Annotated in this window: 17 protein-coding genes; 11 read left to right on the plus strand and 6 right to left on the minus strand. The window is 72.5% G+C overall.

Annotated elements, in window-relative coordinates; genetic code table 11:
- Positions 1-27 precede the first annotated feature (27 nt).
- Entirely contained in the window at positions 28-381 is a 354-nt protein-coding gene (locus ABZY44_RS04625; protein WP_356650113.1) for a cytidine deaminase, read from the plus strand.
- A 10-nt stretch (positions 382-391) separates the two neighbouring features.
- Here ABZY44_RS04625 and ABZY44_RS04630 read toward each other — a convergent pair whose 3' ends face one another.
- Positions 392-1,681, minus strand: a complete 1,290-nt coding sequence (locus ABZY44_RS04630) for an MFS transporter (protein ID WP_356650115.1) — start codon at positions 1,679-1,681, stop codon at positions 392-394.
- Positions 1,682-1,752: 71 nt separating this feature from the next.
- Between ABZY44_RS04630 and ABZY44_RS04635 the strand changes: the two genes are divergently transcribed.
- From ABZY44_RS04635 to era, 3 genes are all read left to right on the plus strand, one after another.
- Entirely contained in the window at positions 1,753-2,865 is a 1,113-nt protein-coding gene (locus ABZY44_RS04635) for a helix-turn-helix domain-containing protein (RefSeq protein WP_356650116.1), read from the plus strand.
- 108 nt (positions 2,866-2,973) lie between these two features.
- The gene (locus ABZY44_RS04640; protein WP_356650117.1) at positions 2,974-4,383 is read left to right on the plus strand and encodes a beta-xylosidase; all 1,410 of its coding nucleotides are present in this window, start codon (positions 2,974-2,976) and stop codon (positions 4,381-4,383) included.
- A gap of 1,040 nt (positions 4,384-5,423) precedes the next feature.
- Positions 5,424-6,365 (plus strand): GTPase Era, encoded by a 942-nt coding sequence (gene era, locus ABZY44_RS04645; protein WP_356650216.1) that lies wholly within the window; start codon positions 5,424-5,426, stop codon positions 6,363-6,365.
- A 77-nt stretch (positions 6,366-6,442) separates the two neighbouring features.
- Here the strand turns inward: era and ABZY44_RS04650 are convergent, their stop codons facing one another.
- From ABZY44_RS04650 to ABZY44_RS04665, 4 genes are all read right to left on the minus strand, one after another.
- A complete protein-coding gene (locus tag ABZY44_RS04650; protein WP_356650118.1) occupies positions 6,443-6,853 on the minus strand; it encodes a class I SAM-dependent methyltransferase in 411 nt (136 codons plus the stop codon).
- A 146-nt stretch (positions 6,854-6,999) separates the two neighbouring features.
- Entirely contained in the window at positions 7,000-7,848 is an 849-nt protein-coding gene (locus ABZY44_RS04655) for a GNAT family N-acetyltransferase (protein ID WP_356650119.1), read from the minus strand.
- Positions 7,849-7,924: 76 nt separating this feature from the next.
- Positions 7,925-8,194, minus strand: a complete 270-nt coding sequence (locus ABZY44_RS04660; RefSeq protein WP_356650120.1) for a protealysin inhibitor emfourin — start codon at positions 8,192-8,194, stop codon at positions 7,925-7,927.
- A gap of 9 nt (positions 8,195-8,203) precedes the next feature.
- The gene (locus ABZY44_RS04665; RefSeq protein WP_356650121.1) at positions 8,204-9,277 is read right to left on the minus strand and encodes a M4 family metallopeptidase; all 1,074 of its coding nucleotides are present in this window, start codon (positions 9,275-9,277) and stop codon (positions 8,204-8,206) included.
- A gap of 345 nt (positions 9,278-9,622) precedes the next feature.
- Between ABZY44_RS04665 and leuA the strand changes: the two genes are divergently transcribed.
- The 7 genes from leuA to ABZY44_RS04700 all read left to right on the plus strand — a co-directional run bounded on the left by leuA (position 9,623) and on the right by ABZY44_RS04700 (position 18,081).
- Positions 9,623-11,386 carry a 2-isopropylmalate synthase gene (leuA, locus tag ABZY44_RS04670; protein ID WP_356650122.1) on the plus strand — a complete coding sequence of 588 codons (1,764 nt, stop codon included), beginning with the start codon at positions 9,623-9,625 and terminating at the stop codon, positions 11,384-11,386.
- A 309-nt stretch (positions 11,387-11,695) separates the two neighbouring features.
- Positions 11,696-12,343 carry a TerB family tellurite resistance protein gene (locus tag ABZY44_RS04675; RefSeq protein ID WP_356650123.1) on the plus strand — a complete coding sequence of 216 codons (648 nt, stop codon included), beginning with the start codon at positions 11,696-11,698 and terminating at the stop codon, positions 12,341-12,343.
- A gap of 567 nt (positions 12,344-12,910) precedes the next feature.
- On the plus strand, positions 12,911-14,458 hold the full coding sequence (locus ABZY44_RS04680; protein WP_356650124.1) for a nucleobase:cation symporter-2 family protein: 1,548 nt from the start codon (positions 12,911-12,913) through the stop codon (positions 14,456-14,458).
- Positions 14,459-14,576: 118 nt separating this feature from the next.
- Positions 14,577-15,890, plus strand: coding sequence for a phospholipase D-like domain-containing protein (locus tag ABZY44_RS04685; RefSeq protein ID WP_356650125.1), 1,314 nt, complete (start codon positions 14,577-14,579; stop codon positions 15,888-15,890).
- A gap of 49 nt (positions 15,891-15,939) precedes the next feature.
- The gene (recO, locus tag ABZY44_RS04690) at positions 15,940-16,686 is read left to right on the plus strand and encodes a DNA repair protein RecO (RefSeq protein ID WP_356650126.1); all 747 of its coding nucleotides are present in this window, start codon (positions 15,940-15,942) and stop codon (positions 16,684-16,686) included.
- A gap of 11 nt (positions 16,687-16,697) precedes the next feature.
- Positions 16,698-17,522, plus strand: coding sequence for an isoprenyl transferase (locus ABZY44_RS04695; protein ID WP_356650127.1), 825 nt, complete (start codon positions 16,698-16,700; stop codon positions 17,520-17,522).
- A 22-nt stretch (positions 17,523-17,544) separates the two neighbouring features.
- Positions 17,545-18,081 carry a YcxB family protein gene (locus tag ABZY44_RS04700; protein ID WP_356650128.1) on the plus strand — a complete coding sequence of 179 codons (537 nt, stop codon included), beginning with the start codon at positions 17,545-17,547 and terminating at the stop codon, positions 18,079-18,081.
- Here the strand turns inward: ABZY44_RS04700 and ABZY44_RS04705 are convergent.
- Positions 18,078-18,509 (minus strand): transcriptional repressor, encoded by a 432-nt coding sequence (locus ABZY44_RS04705; RefSeq protein WP_356650129.1) that lies wholly within the window; start codon positions 18,507-18,509, stop codon positions 18,078-18,080. The two genes, ABZY44_RS04700 and ABZY44_RS04705, sit on opposite strands and share 4 nt — an antisense overlap.
- Positions 18,510-18,511 lie beyond the last annotated feature (2 nt).

The raw sequence follows: 18,511 nt of genomic DNA on the forward strand, positions 1-18,511 counted from the left end.
GCGGACCCGCTCCCTATGCTTCGGACCATGACCGACAGCACCGGGATCGACCCCGAAGACAACAAGATCATCACGTTGGCGCGCAGCGCCCGGGCCCGCAACGGCGTGGCCGAGGGGGCGGCGGTCCGGGACGAGACCGGCCGTACGTACGTCGCCGGGACCGTGGAGCTGGACTCCCTCAAGCTCAGCGCGCTCCGGACGGCCGTCGCGATGGCGGTGGCCAGCGGAGCGCGGTCCCTGGAGGCCGCCGCGGTCGTCAGCGCGGCGGACGCCCCCGCCGACGCCGACCGTGCGGCGGTCCGCGACCTCGGCGGCCCGGACACCCCGGTCCTCCTGGCGGGCCCGGACGGCACGCTCAAGTCGACCACTCCCGCGGGCTGAAGCGCGGGCGTCACGCCGGCAGCGCGGCGGCGGCCGGACGGCGGCGGATGACCATCGCCATCAGCGCCGCCATCGCGCACAGCGCGCCCGAGGCGTACCAGACCAGGTCGTACGAGCCGAAGGCGTCGCGGGCCAGGCCGCCCAGGAAGGCCACGAGCGCGGCGCCGACCTGGTGCGCAGCCAGGACCCAGCCGAAGACGATGGCGCTGTCCTCGCCGTAGTGCTCGCGGCACAGCGCGATCGTCGGCGGGACGGTCGCGACCCAGTCCAGGCCGTAGAAGACGATGAAGAACACCATCGGCACGTCGACGGCCGGGGCCAGCAGCATCGGCAGGAAGAGCAGCGAGATCCCGCGCAGGGCGTAGTAGACGACGAGCAGGCGACGCGCCTCGAAGCGGTCCGTCAGCCAGCCGGAGAACACCGTGCCGATCACGTCGAACAGGCCGATCACGGCCAGCAGGCCGGCCGCCGCCGTCACCGGCATGCCGTGGTCGTGGGCCGACGGCACGAAGTGGGTCTTGACCAGTCCGTTGGTGGAGGCTCCGCAGATCGCGAAGGTGCCCGCCAGCAGCCAGAAGGGCCCGGTCCGGGCCGCCCGGAAGAGCACGGCCACCGTGCGGCGGGCGGCGCCCCGGACGGGTGCGGGCCTGGCCGCGTAGGTGCCTCCGTAGGGGGCGAGTCCGACGTCCGCCGGGTGGTCGCGCAGGAGCAGCCAGACGAAGGGCACGACGGTCAGGGCCGCCAGCGAGACGGTGACGGCCGCCGGACGCCAGCCGTGGTGCTCCACCAGCCAGGCCAGCAGCGGCAGGAAGATCAGCTGGCCGGAGGCCCCGGCGGCCGTGAGGATGCCGGTGACCAGGCCGCGCCGGGCGACGAACCAGCGGTTGGTCACCGTCGCGGCGAAGGCCAGCGCCATCGAACCGCTGCCCAGCCCGACCAGGACGCCCCAGTACATGATCAGCTGCCACGAGGCGGTCATCCACAGCGTGGCCACCGAGCCGGCGGCAATGACGGTCAGCGCGATCGCGACGACCCTGCGGATGCCGAAGCGGTCCATGAGCGCGGCGGCGAACGGCGCGGTGAGCCCGTACAGCGCGAGGTTCACGGACACGGCGAGGCCGATGGTGCCGTGCGACCAGTCGAACTCCTCGTGCAGCGGCTCGATGAGCAGCCCGGGGAGGGAGGCGAAGGCGGCGGCGCCGATGATCGTCACGAAGGCGACGGCCGCGACGGACCAGGCGCGGTGGACTCGGGGAGGAGCGGCCTCGGGGGCCGGCGAGGGTGCTGTCTGCGTCGTCACGACGACAGCTTCCGGGGGCGGCGGCCCTCCGCGACAGTGGCCTGAACGACAGCCTTCGGTATGATCGGGCCATGGACTCCCCGCCGCACCGCGTCGTCGTCCTCGCCCTCGCCGGCCTCCTGCCGTTCGAGCTCGGGATCCCGCACCGGATCTTCGGCCGGGCCAAGGATCCGGCCGGCCGGCCGCTCTACGAGATCCTCACCTGCGGGCTCGCCCCCGGCCCGGTGCCCACGGACGCCGACTTCGCGATCCACGTCGGGCACGGGCCGGAGCTCCTGGCCACGGCCGACACGGTGGTGGTCCCCGCCTCCTACGAGCTGGGCACGGTCCACTCGGAGGGACGGCTCACCCCCGAACTCGCCGCCGCGCTCGCGCACATCAGGCCCGGCACGCGGCTGGTCTCCATCTGCACGGGTGGTTACGTGCTGGCCGCCGCGGGGTACCTGGACGGCCGCCGGGCCACCACCCACTGGGCGTCGGCCGAGCACTTCCAGCAGTTGTTCCCGGCCGTACGGGTCGACGCGGACGTGCTGTACACCGACGAGGGGGACGTGCTGACCTCGGCCGGTGTCGCCTCGGGCGTCGACCTGTGCCTGCACATCGTGCGCCGGGACCACGGCGCGGCCGTCGCCAACCAGGTGGCCAGGCTCACCGTCGTACCGCCGCACCGCGAGGGCGGGCAGGCGCAGTACATCGCCCGCCCGGTGCCGCAGCCGCAGCAGGCCAGCACCGCCGCGGCCCGCGCCTGGGTGATGGACCGGCTGCACGAGCCGCTGCGGCTGACCGATCTGGCCCGGCAGGAGGCCGTGTCCGTACGGACCTTCACGCGCAGGTTCCGCGAGGAGTCGGGGGTCAGCCCCGGCGAGTGGATCGTGGGGCAGCGGGTGGAGCGGGCCCGCACCCTGCTGGAGCAGACCGACCTGCCGATGGAACAGGTGGCGCGGGAGACGGGCTTCGGCGCGGCGCAGTCGCTGCGCAAGCACGTGCAGGCGGCGCTCGGCGTCAGCCCGACGGCCTACCGCAGGACGTTCCGGGACACCCTGCGGGACCCCCGTGAGGACGCCCGCGACGACCGCCGCCGGCCCGGCCGCCGTGACGGCTCCCGTGACGGCTCCGGTGACGGCTCCGGTGACACTCCGCCATCTCCTGATGGGACATCAGTTGCTGCCGGGTCCGTGCATTGACTTCTCCCGCCGCCCGCTCGTGAATGACCCCCTGTCGGGGTACGGGAACCCAGGGGGCGGGCAGTGCGGAGACCGGCGCGGAGCAGAGGGCGGTCGGCGGCCGTCGCCATGGCGGTGCTGGCGGCCGCGGCCGGAGGCGCGCTGAGCCCGCCCGCCGCCGCCGAGGGGGAGACGCCCCCGGGGCGGGCTCCCGGCCGGGTGGAGTTCCCGACGCACTGCCTGGCGCCCCAGGAGGCCGGGCTGCCACCCGCCGACGGGCCCACCACCGCGCGGATCACCGTGGACGACCCGGAGCCGGGCGTCGGCGACACCGTCACCGTGACCTACCAGGTGCTCGGCACGCCCGCCGTGAACCCGCTCCCCGTCGACCTGCCCGCCGACGTGCTCACGCCGACCGGGCGGGTCGTCCTCGGGGGAGCCCAGAGCGGCGAGGTGACGGTCGTCGGAGCCAGGCGCAACGACCCCGTCACGGCGGGCGGGACGCTGCCGGCCGTCACCATGACCGGCACCTTCACCGTCACCGCGCCCGGCGAGATCACTCTCGCCCCGGGCGCCTACACGCTGCACACCAGCCACTTGTCGGACCTCGACACGACGTGCGCGGCCGACGTGCCGGCGGAGCCGGGCCCGGCGCGGGATCCGGCGCCGGGCACGGACCCGGCGGGGACCCCCGGTCCGACGCCCGCCACCCCTCCCGTGCCTGCCCCCGCCACCCTCCCCGTTTCCGAGCGGGTCACCGCGAGCCCGCTGCCGACGGCCAACCTGCGGTCCGTGTGGCTCGGCGGAGCCTCCGGGAAGCCGGGTGCCACGCTCCAGGTCACCGGCGCCGGCTTCGTCCCCGGCGCGAGCGTCACCGTGGCCGGCCGCGCCGGCGCGGCCGAGACCACCGACCGGGTGACGGCGCAGGCCGACGAGCTGGGCGTGGTCCTCGCCGAGCTGCCGGTCACGGACAGGGCCACCACCGCGGTCGTGGCGTACGAGGGCGGGGCGTGGTCGGCGACAGGGGGCTCCGGCCCGGCGGCGTACACGGTGATCGAGGTCACTCCCGTGCCCCCGGACGCGCGGAAGGTGACGGCCGTCGTCGAGCCCGGCGCGCTGGGCATGACCCAGGAGGGCGAGGCGGTCACCCTGGGCGCGGTCCCGTACGGGGACGGCGGCGCGGCGGCCGGCCGGATCGGCACCGTCACCGTCAAGGACGCCCGGGGCGGACCGGCGGGCTGGTCCCTGATCGGAAAGGTCACCGACTTCACGGGCACCGGCGCGGGCGGGACCGCGGTGCACATCCCGGGCGCCTCCTTGAGCTGGACCCCGGTGTGCGCGGCGGCCGCCGGGAGCCCGAGCGCGTGCACGCCGGGCAGCGCGGGCACGGTCGGCCCCGACGGCGCGGTCCTCGCCTCCACGCCCGACGCCGCGCTCGTCGGGGGCACCTTCACCCTCGACGCCGCGCTCACCCTCCGGGTCCCGCCGTACACCCCGCCGGGCGCGTACACCGCGGTGCTGACGCTGACCCTGTCATGAGAGCCGGGGAGCCCGAGGCGGCCCGGCCCGCCGCGGCGCCGTCGGCGGTGGAGGCCGCCGGCGTGCGGGTCGTGCGGGGCGTGCGGGCCGTGCGGGTCGTGCGGGGCGTGCTGGCCGTGCGCGCCGTGCTGGCCGTGCTGGTGCTGGCCGGGGCGGGGGCGCTGCTGGCGGGCGCTGCCGGGCCGGCCTCGGCCGCCGACAACGGCCAGTGGTCCGTACTGCCCGCCGCCAACACCATCGGGCAACGGCCGTACTTCTACCTCTCCGCGGCCCCCGGCGCGACCGTCGCCGACTCCGTCACCGTCACCAACCGGACCGGCCGGCCCCGTACCTTCCGCCTCTACGCCGCCGACGCCTACAACACCGCCCGCGACGGCGGCTTCGCCCTCCGCGGCCCCGACGAGCCGCGGAGGGCGACCGGAGCCTGGGCGAAGCTCGCGCAGGACCGGATCACCGTCCCCGCCGGCGGGGCCCTCGGCGTGGGCTTCACCCTCACCGTTCCCGACCGGGCGGAGCCCGGGGACCACCCCGGAGCCATCGTGGCCCTGGAGGACCGGCCGGGCGCCACGGCCGGGCAGGGGGTCGGCGTGCAGCAGGCGGTCGCCGCCCGGGTCTACCTGCGGGTCACCGGCCCCACCGCCCCCGCGCTCGCCGTCGAGGACCTCCGCGTCGCCGCCGCGGGCACCGCGGGCGCGGAGGTCTCGTACACGCTGCGCAACCTCGGCAACGTCACCCTCCGGCCCCGGGCCACCCTCACGGCCTCGGGAGTCCTCGGCCGCGTCCTGGACGCACGCACCCTCCCGGGCCTGCCCGCCGAGCTGCTGCCGGGCCAGGCGGTCCGGCTGGGTGCCCGCTGGGAGAACCCCCCGGAGCTGGAGTGGAGCGAGGTCACGGTCGAGGCGGGAGCCGGGGGAACCAGCTCCCGGGCCACCGTCGGCCATGCCGCGCACCCCGCTCTGAACGGCCTCCTGGCGGCCGCCCTCGCGCTCCTGGCGGCAGCCTGGTCGGCGCTGGGAGCCGCATCGGGGAGAATGGCCCGTATGAGCGATCGTTCCCCCGAGACCACCAGCCCGCACCGTGCGGGCTTCGCATGCTTCGTCGGCCGTCCCAACGCGGGGAAGTCGACCCTGACCAACGCGCTCGTGGGTACCAAGGTCGCGATCACCTCCAACAGGCCGCAGACCACCCGCCACACGGTCCGCGGCATCGTGCACCGCCCCGACGCACAGCTCGTCCTCGTCGACACGCCCGGCCTGCACAAGCCGCGCACGCTGCTCGGCGAGCGACTCAACGACGTCGTGCGCGCGACCTGGTCCGAAGTCGACGTCATCGGCTTCTGCCTGCCCGCCGACCAGAAGCTCGGCCCCGGCGACAAGTTCATCGTCAAGGAGCTCGCGGGGATCAAGAAGACCCCCAAGATCGCGATCATCACCAAGACCGACCTCGTCGAGTCCAAGGTGGTGGGTGAGCAGCTCCTCGCCGTTCACCAGCTCGCCGAGGAGCTGGGCTTCGAGTGGGCCGAGATCGTCCCCGTCTCGGCGGTCGGCGACAGCCAGGTCCAGCTGCTGGCGGACCTGATCGCGCCGATGCTGCCGAAGAGCCCGCCGCTGTACCCGGAGGGCGACCTCACCGACGAGCCCGAGATGGTGATGGTCGCGGAGCTGATCCGCGAGGCGGCGCTGGAGGGCGTACGCGACGAGCTCCCGCACTCCATCGCGGTCGTCGTGGAGGAGATGATCCCCCGGGAGAACCGGCCGGCGGACCGCCCGCTGCTGGACATCCACGCGAACCTCTACATCGAGCGGCCCAGCCAGAAGGGCATCATCATCGGCCCGAAGGGCGCCCGGCTGAAGGAGGTCGGGATGAAGTCGCGCAAGCACATCGAGGCGCTGCTCGGCACGCCGGTCTTCCTCGACCTGCACGTGAAGGTCGCCAAGGACTGGCAGCGCGACCCCAAGCAGCTCCGCAAGCTCGGCTTCTAGGCGGGCGTTCGGGGCCGATGGCGGGCCGGCCCCGGGTGGCCGCTCGTGGCGGCCGGCTCAGAGGAGCCGCCGCACCTTCACAGGATCCGCTCGCGCGGGAACGCGCCGAAGCTGTGCAGGAAGCACGCCGAGACCAGGTCGTACTCCCCGGCGGGGAAGGTCTCCGCGAGGTCGTGCCGCTCCCACGCGGTGCGGTCCGCGACCCCGGCCCCGACGGCCCGGTCCGCGGCCCGCTCCAGGGCGACCCCGGAGATGTCCGTCCCGGTGACATGCCAGCCCTGCCGCGCGAGCCACACGGCGTCGCCGCCCTCGCCGCAGCCGAGATCGAGGGCCCGCCCGGGTGCGAGCGACGCGGCCTCGCGGGCCAGCACGGCGTTGGCCTCGCCGCTCCAGACCTTCTCGCTCTCGCGGTAGCGGGTGTCCCAGTACTCCTCGCCCACGCATTCGGCGGCGGCCTCGGGGGAGTGCTGGTGCTCGTCGTGCGCCATGGGGACCTCTTTCCGTTCGGTGCGACCCCTGCGCCCCGATGCTCCGCCCCCCACCCCGCCCCCACCAAGCAACCTTGCCGTTCCGGCAAACCGGGCTCAGGACACGGCCGGCCGGCCCCGGACCCGGCGCCGCCGCGGCCGGCGGATCACAGCGGGCGCTCGGCGATCAGGGCCGTGCCCGCCCGGCGGAAGCCGAGGCGGGCGTAGATGCGGGCCACGTCCTCGTCGCCGGCCGAGAGGAAGACCGTGCGGGCCCCGTGGGCCAGCGCGTCCGCGACCAGGGCCGCCGTCACCGCGAGGCCCAGGCCCCGGCGGCGGGCGGAGGGAAGGGTGCCGACGCCGACGATCTCGGTGACGTCGCCGACCGGGTTGTGCTGGCCGGAACACAGCACCACGCCCCCGCTGACCGCGGCCGCCAGGGCGGTGCGGCCCGACGCGATCATCTCGGACACCCGGACCCGGCGGCCTTCCGAGGCCGGGTCCCGCTCCGCGACCGCGAGCTCGGCCGGGCCCGCCCCTCCCACCGCCGTGCCCGGTGCGGCGAAGGCCAGCATCGGCACCGTCACGGCGGCCCGGAGCAGGGGGTCGGCCGCGTCGAGCACGCGTACCTCCGGGTGCGCGGGCGTCCGCATTGCCGAGGTGTCCAGCACCATCAGCGGGTGTTCGTGCACCTGCAGCCCGGCCGCCTCCGCCGCGGCCCGCAGGGAGGGGGTGGTCTCGGCCACCCACTCGAAGGACTCCGGCACCCTCAGCTCCCGCTGACGGGCCAGCACCCGTTCCACATCCGACACCGAGGGCCCGGCGGGGGCGCCGCGGCCGTCGCCCTCGCCCGCGAGCGCGGGCCGCGCGTAGTACGGCCAGCCCGCGGACTCCTGGACGAACAGGGTCAGCGGGCCGAAGTCCTCGGCCCGCGCCCCGCCCCGGCGGGGGGCGGTGTCGTAGTAGCGCTCCAGCTCGGGCAGCAGGTCGGCGGGGGACGCGGAGGTCGTGGTCATCCGGTCATCAAAGCAAAGCGGCGGCGTCCGGGCACCCCGTTAAGGGCGCGCGCGGACACCGCCGTCCGGGAGCCGCTCAGGCGCCCTCCTTCAGGACGCGGGAGATCAGCGCCCGCTGCGCCCGCGACAGGTTCGGCTCCGCACAGGCGACCGTCCGCCCGTCCACCGTGATCCGGTAGGAGAACCCGTCCCGGATCCGGTCCACCGGACCGCCCGCCGGAGCGGGCCGCAGGGCCAGCCGGGCGAGGGCCTGCCACTCGTCCGCGTCGGGAAAGCCGGAGGTGTCCACCTCGGCGCGCCGCTCGATGCCCGCGAAGCCGCCCGTACGCACCACCTGTATCCGCATACCGCCCTCCTACCCCAGGCCGACAGCCGACCAAGCCTTCTGCAGCGCCTGGTGTTCCGGGCCGCCCTCCCCGTAGCGGGCCACGGCCGCGGTCACCGTCAGGCCGGCGAAGTCGGCGAAGCCGGCGTTCGGGGCCAGGGCCCCGCCGGTCAGGGTGTCGAACCAGATCCGTCCGGCGCGCTCCCACGCCTTGCCGCCGAGCTCGCTCGCCACGATGTAGAAGGCGTGGTTGGGGATGCCGGAGTTGATGTGCACGCCGCCGTTGTCCCGGGAGGTGCGGACGTAGCCGTCCATCGTCGCCGGCTGCGGGTCCTTGCCGAGCTCGTCGTCCTCGTACGCCGTCCCGGGCGCCTTCATCGACCGCAGGGCCATACCGCTGTCGACGTGCGGACCGAGCAGACCGGCGCCGATCAGCCAGTCGGCCTCCTCGGCGGTCTGGTCCAGCGAGTACTGCTTGATGAGGGAGCCGAAGACGTCGGACATGGACTCGTTCAGCGCGCCCGACTGGTCGTGATAGGCGAGGTTGGCCGTGTACTGGGTGACCCCGTGGGTGAGCTCGTGCCCGATGACGTCGACGGAGACGGTGAAATCGAGGAACAGGTCCCCGTCCCCGTCTCCGAAGACCATCTGGCTGCCGTCCCAGAAGGCGTTGTTGTACAGCCGGTCGTAGTGGACGGTGGCGTTCAGCGGCAGGCCGGCGTCGTCGATGGAATGACGCCCGAAGGCCTTCAGGTAGAGGTCGAAGGTGGCTCCGAGCCCGGCGTAGGCGCGGTTGACGCTGGCGTCCTTGGTGGCCTCGGCCCCTTCGCCGCGGACCTTCTTGCCGGGCAGCCGCGTGCGGTGCTGCGCGTCGTAGACGGTGCGCTCGGGCGTCTCGGACACCGTTTCCGTCTCGGACACCGTTTCCGCCGCGGGCGGCAGGACGGACAGCTGGCGCCGGACGCGGTGCGAGGCGTCGAGCTCGAGGGTGCGCCGGGCGGCGGCCGCGCGGGCGGGGTCGTCGGACCGGGCGATCTTGTCCAGGAGGTGCGGCGGCACCACGGTGCAGAAGACGGGATGACGGGGGGAGCGGGAGGCATTCATGCCCGGCAATGTGGCACTCGGTGATGCCGATGTCACTAGCAGCGACCATGATTCATTCGGTTGTGTGGACCGGTCGCCGCCGCTGGGGTAGGACGAAGGAGATTTAGTTCATAAAAGGTGCAAAACGGACCTCGGGGTCTTGCATACTGAAACAGGTCCCCGCGTAAGACGCGGCTCGGTTAGGCTCGGCCCATCATGCGTATCGGGCTGCTTCTCCTTAGCTGCCGCGGCGAGGGTCTGTAGTCGTAGGCCGACCCCCTCCCCGCGGAGTTTGGTGTTGCGGTTTTGCGACCGTTGTCGGCCGTCCCAGCGAACTACACGCGGACACGCGAGGAGCCCTACGCCATGAGTCAGCACACTTTTGTCGGTCGCCCCACGCCCATCACGAACGCGACCCACACCCAGCGGCCCTCCGGGATGCCGATCCACAAGTACGGCTCGTACGAGCAGGTGGCCATCCCGGACCGCACCTGGCCCGAGGCCCGCGTCACCAAGGCCCCCCGCTGGCTCTCCACGGACCTGCGTGACGGCAACCAGTCGCTGATCGACCCGATGACCCCCGCCCGCAAGCGCGAGATGTTCGACCTGCTGGTGCGCATGGGCTACAAGGAGATCGAGGTCGGCTTCCCCTCCTCCGGCGAGACCGACTTCAACTTCGTGCGCTCCATCATCGAAGAGGGCGCGATCCCGGACGACGTGACGATCTCCGTACTGACCCAGGCCCGCGAGGACCTGATCGAGCGGACCGTGGAGTCCCTGGTCGGCGCCAGGCGCGCCACCGTCCACCTGTACAACGCCACCGCGCCCACCTTCCGCCGGGTCGTCTTCCGCGGCTCCAAGGAGCAGATCAAGCAGATCGCCGTCGACGGCACCCGCCTGGTCATGGAGTACGCCGACAAGCTGCTGGGCCCGGAGACCACCTTCGGCTACCAGTACAGCCCGGAGATCTTCACGGACACCGAGCTGGACTTCGCCCTCGAGGTCTGCGAGGCCGTCTGTGACGTCTGGCAGCCCGGCGAGGGCCGCGAGATCATCCTGAACCTGCCCGCCACCGTGGAGCGCTCGACCCCCTCCACCCACGCGGACCGCTTCGAGTGGATGGCCCGCAACCTGACCCGCCGCGCGCACATCTGCATCTCCGTGCACCCGCACAACGACCGCGGCACCGCCGTGGCGGCCGCCGAACTGGCCCTGATGGCCGGCGCCGACCGCATCGAGGGCTGCCTGTTCGGCCAGGGCGAGCGCACCGGCAACGTGGACCTGATCACCCTGGGCATGAACCTGTTCTCGCAGGGCATCGACCCGCAGATCGACTTCTCGCAGATCGACGAGATCCGTCGCACCAGCGAGTACTGCAACCAGATGGAGGTCCACCCCCGCCACCCCTACGCGGGCGACCTCGTCTACACCGCCTTCTCCGGCTCCCACCAGGACGCCATCAAGAAGGGCTTCGACGCCATGGAGGCCGACGCGGCCGCCCAGGGCAAGACCGTCGACGACATCGAGTGGGCCGTCCCGTACCTGCCGATCGACCCGAAGGACGTCGGCCGCTCCTACGAGGCCGTCATCCGGGTCAACTCGCAGTCCGGCAAGGGCGGCATCGCGTACGTCCTGAAGAACGACCACAAGCTGGACCTGCCGCGCCGCATGCAGATCGAGTTCTCGCGGATCATCCAGGCCAAGACCGACTCCGAGGGCGGCGAGGTCACGCCGAAGGCCATCTGGGACGTCTTCCAGGACGAGTACCTGCCCAATCCCGAGAACCCGTGGGGACGCATCCAGCTGCGCTCCGGCCAGACCACCACCGACAAGGACGGCACCGACACGCTGACCGTCGAGGCGGTCGTGGACGGCGTGGACACCGTGCTGGACGGCAGCGGCAACGGCCCGATCTCGGCCTTCTTCGACGCACTGGCCGGCATCGGCGTCGACGCCCGCCTGCTGGACTACACCGAGCACACGATGAGCGAGGGCGCCTCCGCCGTCGCCGCCTCGTACATCGAGTGCGCGATCGACGGCCGCGTCCTGTGGGGCATCGGCATCGACTCCAACACCACCCGCGCCTCCCTGAAGGCCGTCATCTCCGCCGTCAACCGCGCGGGCCGCTGATCCCCGTCCGGCTGACCGACGTCCGCACGCACGCCGCGCGACCCCGTACCTCCCTCCGGAGGGGCGGGGTCGCGCCGTAGGCGAGGGCGCCCGGAAGGGCGCCGCGGCAGGCCCTCGCAGGGGGCGTGCGCGGGGGGCGCAGATCGGCCAAGTACGGGCCGGCGGAGGATGTTGTCCTGTCACACTGCTGACGCATCCTCACTGATGTGGCTAACATCACGCCAACCCGGCGATGTTGCCGGAAGGTTACGGAGGTGCGACGTGCTGCCAGTTCGGGGTGGGGAAGGCCGGAAGCTGACGGTCTGGGGCATGCGTACCACCTGGAGCACCGTGGGGGACGGAGAGTTCTTCTGCCCCGACTGCGGTGGCGACCGCAACTACCGCCGTCGCACCGGGCGCCGCCGCTTCACCGTCCTCGGGGTGCCGCTGCTGCCGCGGGGGCAGGCCGGCCCCGTCGTCGAGTGCCAGGGCTGCCGCGAGCGCTTCTCCACCGACATCCTGGACCACCTCACCACCACCCGGTTCTCCGCCCTGCTGCGCGACGCCGTGCACACGGTGACGCTGGCCGTGCTGGCCGCCGGAGGGACGGCCTCGCGCAGCGCGCTGGAGGCCGCCGTGGGCGCCGTGCGGTCCGCCGGGTTCCAGGACTGCACCGAGGAGCAGCTGGAGTCCCTGGTGGACGCGCTGGCCACGGACGAGGGCCGGCTCGGCCTCTACGACGGCCCGGACTGCTGCGGCGCCGCACTCTCGATCGAGCTGCACGAGGCCCTCGAACCGCTCGCCCCACACCTGGCCGCCCCGGGACGCGAATCGATCCTGCTGCAGGGTGCGCGCGTCGCGCTGGCGGACGGCCCGTACATCCCCGCCGAGCGCGAGGTGCTGGCCACGGTGGGCGCGGCGTTGCGCATCGACGCGGACGAGGTGGCGCGGCTCCTGTCGGCGGTCCGGGCGCCGTAGGGCCCCGGACCGGGTCCGCCGGGGGGCGCCGCGCGGTGCCGTGGCGACGCCGGCAGGGGTGAAACCGGCCCGTTTCGCGATAACGATCGGGCCTCGCACCCTCGATTTCGCGCCTTTTCCCGGCTGTGTGAACCGCGGCGGCTCCCGGTCCGTGCGGAGTGTTTCCAGCATGTGGACGGCGGGAAGCGCGCCCTCTTGTTTGCGTGGCCGAACGGTGGTGAAGCGCTGACCCGCACGTCACGGCGCGGGTCCTTCACGTTCGCGCAGAGGGAACCGGCCGTTCTGTGAACCGGGGCCATAGCCGACGCAGGGAGCCTCCACCACCGGAGAAACCTACAGATCGGGCCCTCTCGTCCGTCAACGCTTTGTAGAAGTCGACGATATCTGTGAGCGGTCCCACAGGCGTTCAATTCCGGTCACACGACGAGACGCCGACGGTGACACCGCGGGGCTTCGCTTCACGTGAACGCAACGACAGCCCTGACGGATCAACGGGTTAGCGACCCACTCCGGCCAGGGACACCAGATTCCTCTCGATCACCTACCTCATTGAAGGGCAAGGCAGAGATGGCACGTGTCGCCGCACCGCTTTCCGCCGGCGGAGAGCAGAGCACGCACCCGGTCGACGAGGTGCTCCCCCTCCCCAAGCTCGCGCTGTACGGCTTCCAGCACGTACTCGCGTTCTACGCCGGTGCGGTGATCGTTCCGATCATCGTCGGCGGGGCCCTCGGGCTCACCACCGAGCAGCTGGTCTACCTGATCAACGCCGACCTCTTCACCTGCGGCATCGCCTCGATCGTCCAGGCGTGGGGCATCGGCCGGATCGGCGCGCGGCTGCCCCTGATCCAGGGCGTCACCTTCACCGCGGTCTCGCCGATGATCGCCATCGGTCTCGGAGCGGGCGGCGGGACGGCGGGCCTCCTCGTCGTCTACGGCGCGGTCATCACGGCCGGCATCGCCACCTTCGCCTTCGCCTGGCTGCCCCCCAAGGCCTTCCGCACGGTCATGAGGCTCTTCCCGCCGGTCGTCACCGGGACGGTGATCACCGTCCTCGGCATCGTGCTGATCCCCGTCGGCCTGGGCGACGCCGCGGGCGGCGTCGGAAGCCCCGACTTCGGCGATCCCGAGAACTTCGCCTACGCCGGCGGCACGATGCTCTTCATCCTGGTCCTGATGAAGCTGGGCAAGCCCTTCCTCTCCAGCATCTCCATCCTGCTCGGCCTGGTCGGCGGCACCGTCGTCGCCTTCCTGCTCGGCGACGCCACGTTCGGCGACGTGAGCGACTCGGCCTGGATCGGCATCACCACCCCGTTCCACTACGGAGCCCCGAAGTTCGCCTGGTTCCCGATCCTGCTGATGCTCGTCGTCATGCTGATCACCATGGTCGAGACGACCGGCGACACCTACGCCGTCGGCGACATCGTCGGCAAGGAGATCGACAGCGAGACCGTGGCCCGCGCGCTGCGTGCCGACGGCGCCGCGACCGCGCTGGGCGGCGTCCTCAACTCCTTCCCGTACGTGGCCTTCGCCGAGAACGTCGGCCTGGTCCGGATGACCAAGGTCAAGAGCCGGTTCGTCGTGGTCGCCGCGGGTGTCTTCATGATCGTCCTCGGGCTGCTCCCGAAGGCCGCCGCGATCGTGGCCGCCGTCCCCCACGGGGTCCTCGGCGGCGCCGCGACCGTGATGTTCGCCATGGTGGCCCTGGCCGGTATCCAGACCCTGGGCAAGGTCGACCTCAAGGAGGAGAAGAACGCGCTGGTCGTGGGCGTCTCCCTGGCCTTCGCCCTGCTCCCGGCCACCGTCCCGGTCCTCTTCAAGGAGCACATGGACGCGGACCTCTCCTCGCTCCTCAACAGCGGTGTGACGCTTGGCGCGACGGCCGCGATCGTGCTGAACCTGATCTTCAACGGTCTGGGCAAGGGAGATCCGCGGACCGTCCCCGAGTCCGCCTCCCCCCTGGCCGACGCCGCGGCGGCGGACACCGCGGCCGCGGAACCGGACGCGGACGCGGACTCGGAAGCGGACCCGGACGCGGACGAAGCGGGCGCGCCCACCGCGGCCGTCCCGGCCCAGGCGGCCGACGGCGAGCACGCCGCACCCGCGCCGACCGCCTGACCCCCTCCCGAAGGACGTCCCCCGCCGGGCCCGCGCCCGCCGGGGGACGCCGACGTCGCGGGGGCGGGGCCCCGTAAGATCCAAATTTTCCCCTCCCGGACGAACGGATCTTCCTCCAATGCGCATACGCGCCCTCGGCCGCGTGGCGGCGGCCACCGCGCTGGCAGCCGTCGCCTCGCTCCTGTCGACGAGCGGGGCCCACTCCGCCGACTACCAGGTCCGCGACCCGGCCTTCGTCGCCGCGGCCACCCCGCAGGCCCTCTTCAACAACCCCCGCGAGGGCAACACCGACGAGATCCGCAACCGGCTCATCGACCTCGTCGACCACGCCGAGCCCGGCACCTCCATCACCGGGTCGATGTACCTGTTCACCGACGGCGCCGTGGCGGACGCCCTGGTCAACGCGAACAAGAAGGGCGTCAAGGTCCGCCTGCTCCTCGACAGCGAGGCCCTCCCCGTCCCCGGCGCGGACTGGCTCGCCCCGGAGAACACCAAGGCCACCGGCGTGGCCAGCGAGTTCCCCAAGCTCGTCCGCCAGCTCGGCGTGGACCGCACCAAGGACTCCTACGTCTACGCCTGCCCGCGCTTCCGCGGCTGCGTCGGTGGCCGGCCCGCCAAGGAGATCAAGGGCAGCGACCCGATCAACCACAACAAGTACTTCCTGTTCGAGAAGGTCGGCGCCGTCTCCGCCATCGTCTTCCAGACCTCGGCCAACCTGACCGACACGCAGAAGACGAAGTACTACAACAACGCCGTCACCGTCCCGAGCGGCCCGCTCTACGACGCCTACCAGAAGTACTTCGCCGACCAGCTGGCGTACTCGACGGCCGCCGCCGGCAAGCCCGACTACCACCAGGTCGTCCCCGCGGGCCCGAACACCGCCTACTTCGGCCCCCGCCGCGAGACGGGCGAGGACCCCTACGGGGAACCCGCCACCGACACCGTCCTGGACCTGCTCGCCCCCGTCGACTGCGCCGGCGGCGCCACCAAGATCCGTGTCGCGATGTTCGCCTTCACCCGCACCCAGGTCGCCGACCGGCTCGTCCAGCTGCGCGCCGCCAAGTGCCAGGTCTACGTCTTCCTGAACAACGAGGCCGGCAGCATCGGCTCGACCACCAAGGACATCCTCGTGCGCGGCGGGCTCAACCACCTCGGCGCCTGCAGCTCCGCGCCCGACCAGGTGCCCGCGTACGGACTCCACTCCAAGTACCTGCTGATCGAGGGCACGTACGACAAGGTCCCGGGCCGGGAGCTCGTCTTCACCGGCAGCCAGAACTACACCTACCCCTCGCTGCGCGGCTACGACGAGTCGATCCTGAAGATCGACGACCACGCCGTCTACCGCGACTTCGAGGACAACTTCGACCGCGAGCTCAACGGCTTCCCCGGCTACAACCCGCCCCGCACGGGCAGCTGCGTCCCGCTGACGTGATCCCGCTCGCGTACCCCGCCCTGTCGGCGGGGTACGCGACAATGGGGCCATGAGTCTGTTCCGCGACGACGGCATCGTGCTGCGCACCCAGAAGCTGGGTGAGGCGGACCGCATCATCACGCTCCTGACCCGGGGGCACGGCCGGGTCAGGGCCGTGGCCCGCGGGGTCCGGCGCACGAAGTCCAAGTTCGGCGCCGGGCTGGAACCTTTCTCCCACGCCGACGTGCAGTTCTTCGCGCGCGGCAACGAGCTGATCGGCCGCAGCCTGCCGCTCTGCACGCAGACCCAGATCATCGCCCCGTACGGCAACGGCATCGTCACCGACTACGCCCGCTACACCGCCGGCACCGCGATGCTCGAGACCGCCGAGCGGTTCACGGACCACGAGGGCGAGCCCGCCGTCCAGCAGTACCTGCTGCTCGTCGGCGCCCTGCGCACCCTCGCGCGCGGCGAACACGCGCCGAACCTCATCCTCGACGCCTTCCTGCTGCGCTCCCTCGCCGTCAACGGCTACGCCCCCAGCTTCGACGACTGTGCCAAATGCGGACTCCACGGCCCCAACCGGCACTTCTCGGTCGGCGCGGGCGGGGTCGTATGCGGCGACTGCCGCGTCCCCGGCAGCGTCGTACCCTCGTCGGAGGCCATCGCCCTGCTCAGCGCACTGCTGACGGGCGACTGGGGCCACGCCGACGCGTGCGAGCCGCGTCACGTGCGGGAAGGCAGCGGGCTGGTCTCGGCCTATTTGCACTGGCATCTGGAGCGCGGGCTACGCTCCCTGCGTTACGTCGAGAAATAGGAGCTGGGCACATGGCACGACGCGGGATTCTGGGACGCTCTCGCCGGGAGTACAAGGTTCCCGAGCCGCACCCGTCCGGTGAGCGCCCGCCGAAGATCCCCGGCGAGCTGGTCCCGAACCACGTCGCGGTCGTCATGGACGGCAACGGCCGCTGGGCCAAGGAGCGCGGACTGCCGCGCACCGAGGGCCACAAGGTGGGCGAGGGCGTCGTGCTCGACGTGCTCAAGGGCTGCCTGGAGATGGGCGTCAAGAACCTCTCGCTGTACGCGTTCTCGACGGAGAACTGGAAGCGCTCGCCCGACGAGGTGCGCTTCCTCATGAACTTCAACCGCGACGTCATCCGGCGCCGGCGCGACGAGATGAACGAGCTGGGCATCCGCATCCGCTGGGTCGGCCGCATGCCGAAGATGTGGAAGTCGGTCGTCCAGGAGCTCCAGGTCGCGCAGGAGCAGACCGTCGACAATGACGCGATGACCCTGTACTTCTGCGTCAACTACGGCGGCCGCGCGGAGATCGCGGACGCGGCGCAGGCGATCGCGCGCGACGTGGCGGCCGGCAAGCTCGACCCCTCCAAGGTCAACGAGAAGACCTTCGCGAAGTACATGTACTACCCGGACATGCCGGATGTGGACCTCTTCCTGCGCCCCAGCGGCGAGCAGCGCACGTCCAACTACCTGCTCTGGCAGAGCGCGTACGCCGAGATGGTGTTCCAGGACGTCCTGTGGCCGGACTTCGACCGCCGCAACCTCTGGGCGGCGTGCTACGAGTACGCCCAGCGCGACCGCCGCTTCGGCGGCGCCGTCCCGAACCAGGGGGAGCCGGGCACCCCGGCCTGAGCGTGGCCTACGCTCCTGTGCCATGCACTGGGGTGGGGATCACGCGCAGCAGACCGAGCAGGCCGTATTCGTGTACCGGCCGACGGTCGAGGACCTTCGAGGAGCCGTCCGGGTCCGCGCCCGGCGGACCGGAGCGGGCCGGGCGGAGAGCGTTCTGCTGCCGCTGACGACGACGGCCATGGTGGTGGCGTTCGGCCTGTTCCGGGGGATGCCGCCGGTCGTCGTCGCGGTCAGCGCGGTCCTGGGCCTCGGCGCCGGGCTCCTCGGTGTCGTACGCGGCCGGCGCACCATGGCGCGCCGGCTCCACGCCGTGCTGGCCCCCTACGGGGAATGCCGCACGGTGGTCGACGAGCGGGGCACGGCGACCACGGGCGAGAGCATGGCGTACACGTCCGACTGGAAGCTCTTCACGGACTACGCCGAGACACCGGACCTCTTCGTCCTGGTCGGGGGCCCGCGTGCGAGCTGCCTGACGGCGCTGCCGAAGCGGGGAGCCCAGGAGCCCGCGGATGCCGACCGGCTGCGCGCGATCCTCGGCCGGAACCTGCGAAAGCTCTAGGCGGCGGCCGCCGCGCAGTCGGAGCAGGTGCCGAAGATCTCCACCGTGTGGGCGACGTTCACGAAGCCGTGCTCGGCCGCGATGGCCTCCGCCCACTTCTCCACCGCCGGACCCTCCACCTCGACCGCCTTGCCGCACTTGCGGCAGACCAGGTGGTGGTGGTGGTCGCCGGTGGAGCAGCGGCGGTAGACGGACTCGCCGTCGCTGGTCCGCAGGACGTCGACCTCGCCCGCGTCCGCGAGGGACTGCAGGGTGCGGTAGACGGTGGTCAGGCCCACGGAGTCGCCGCGGTGCTTGAGCATGTCGTGGAGTTCCTGGGCACTGCGGAACTCGTCCACCTGGTCCAGCGCGGCCGCGACCGCGGCCCGCTGGCGGGTGGACCGTCCTCGTACTGGCGCGGTATTCGTCTCGCCAGGCGCAGTCGCCACCG

Source organism: Streptomyces sp. NPDC006544 (assembly GCF_040611715.1).
Taxonomy (GTDB): domain Bacteria; phylum Actinomycetota; class Actinomycetes; order Streptomycetales; family Streptomycetaceae; genus Streptomyces.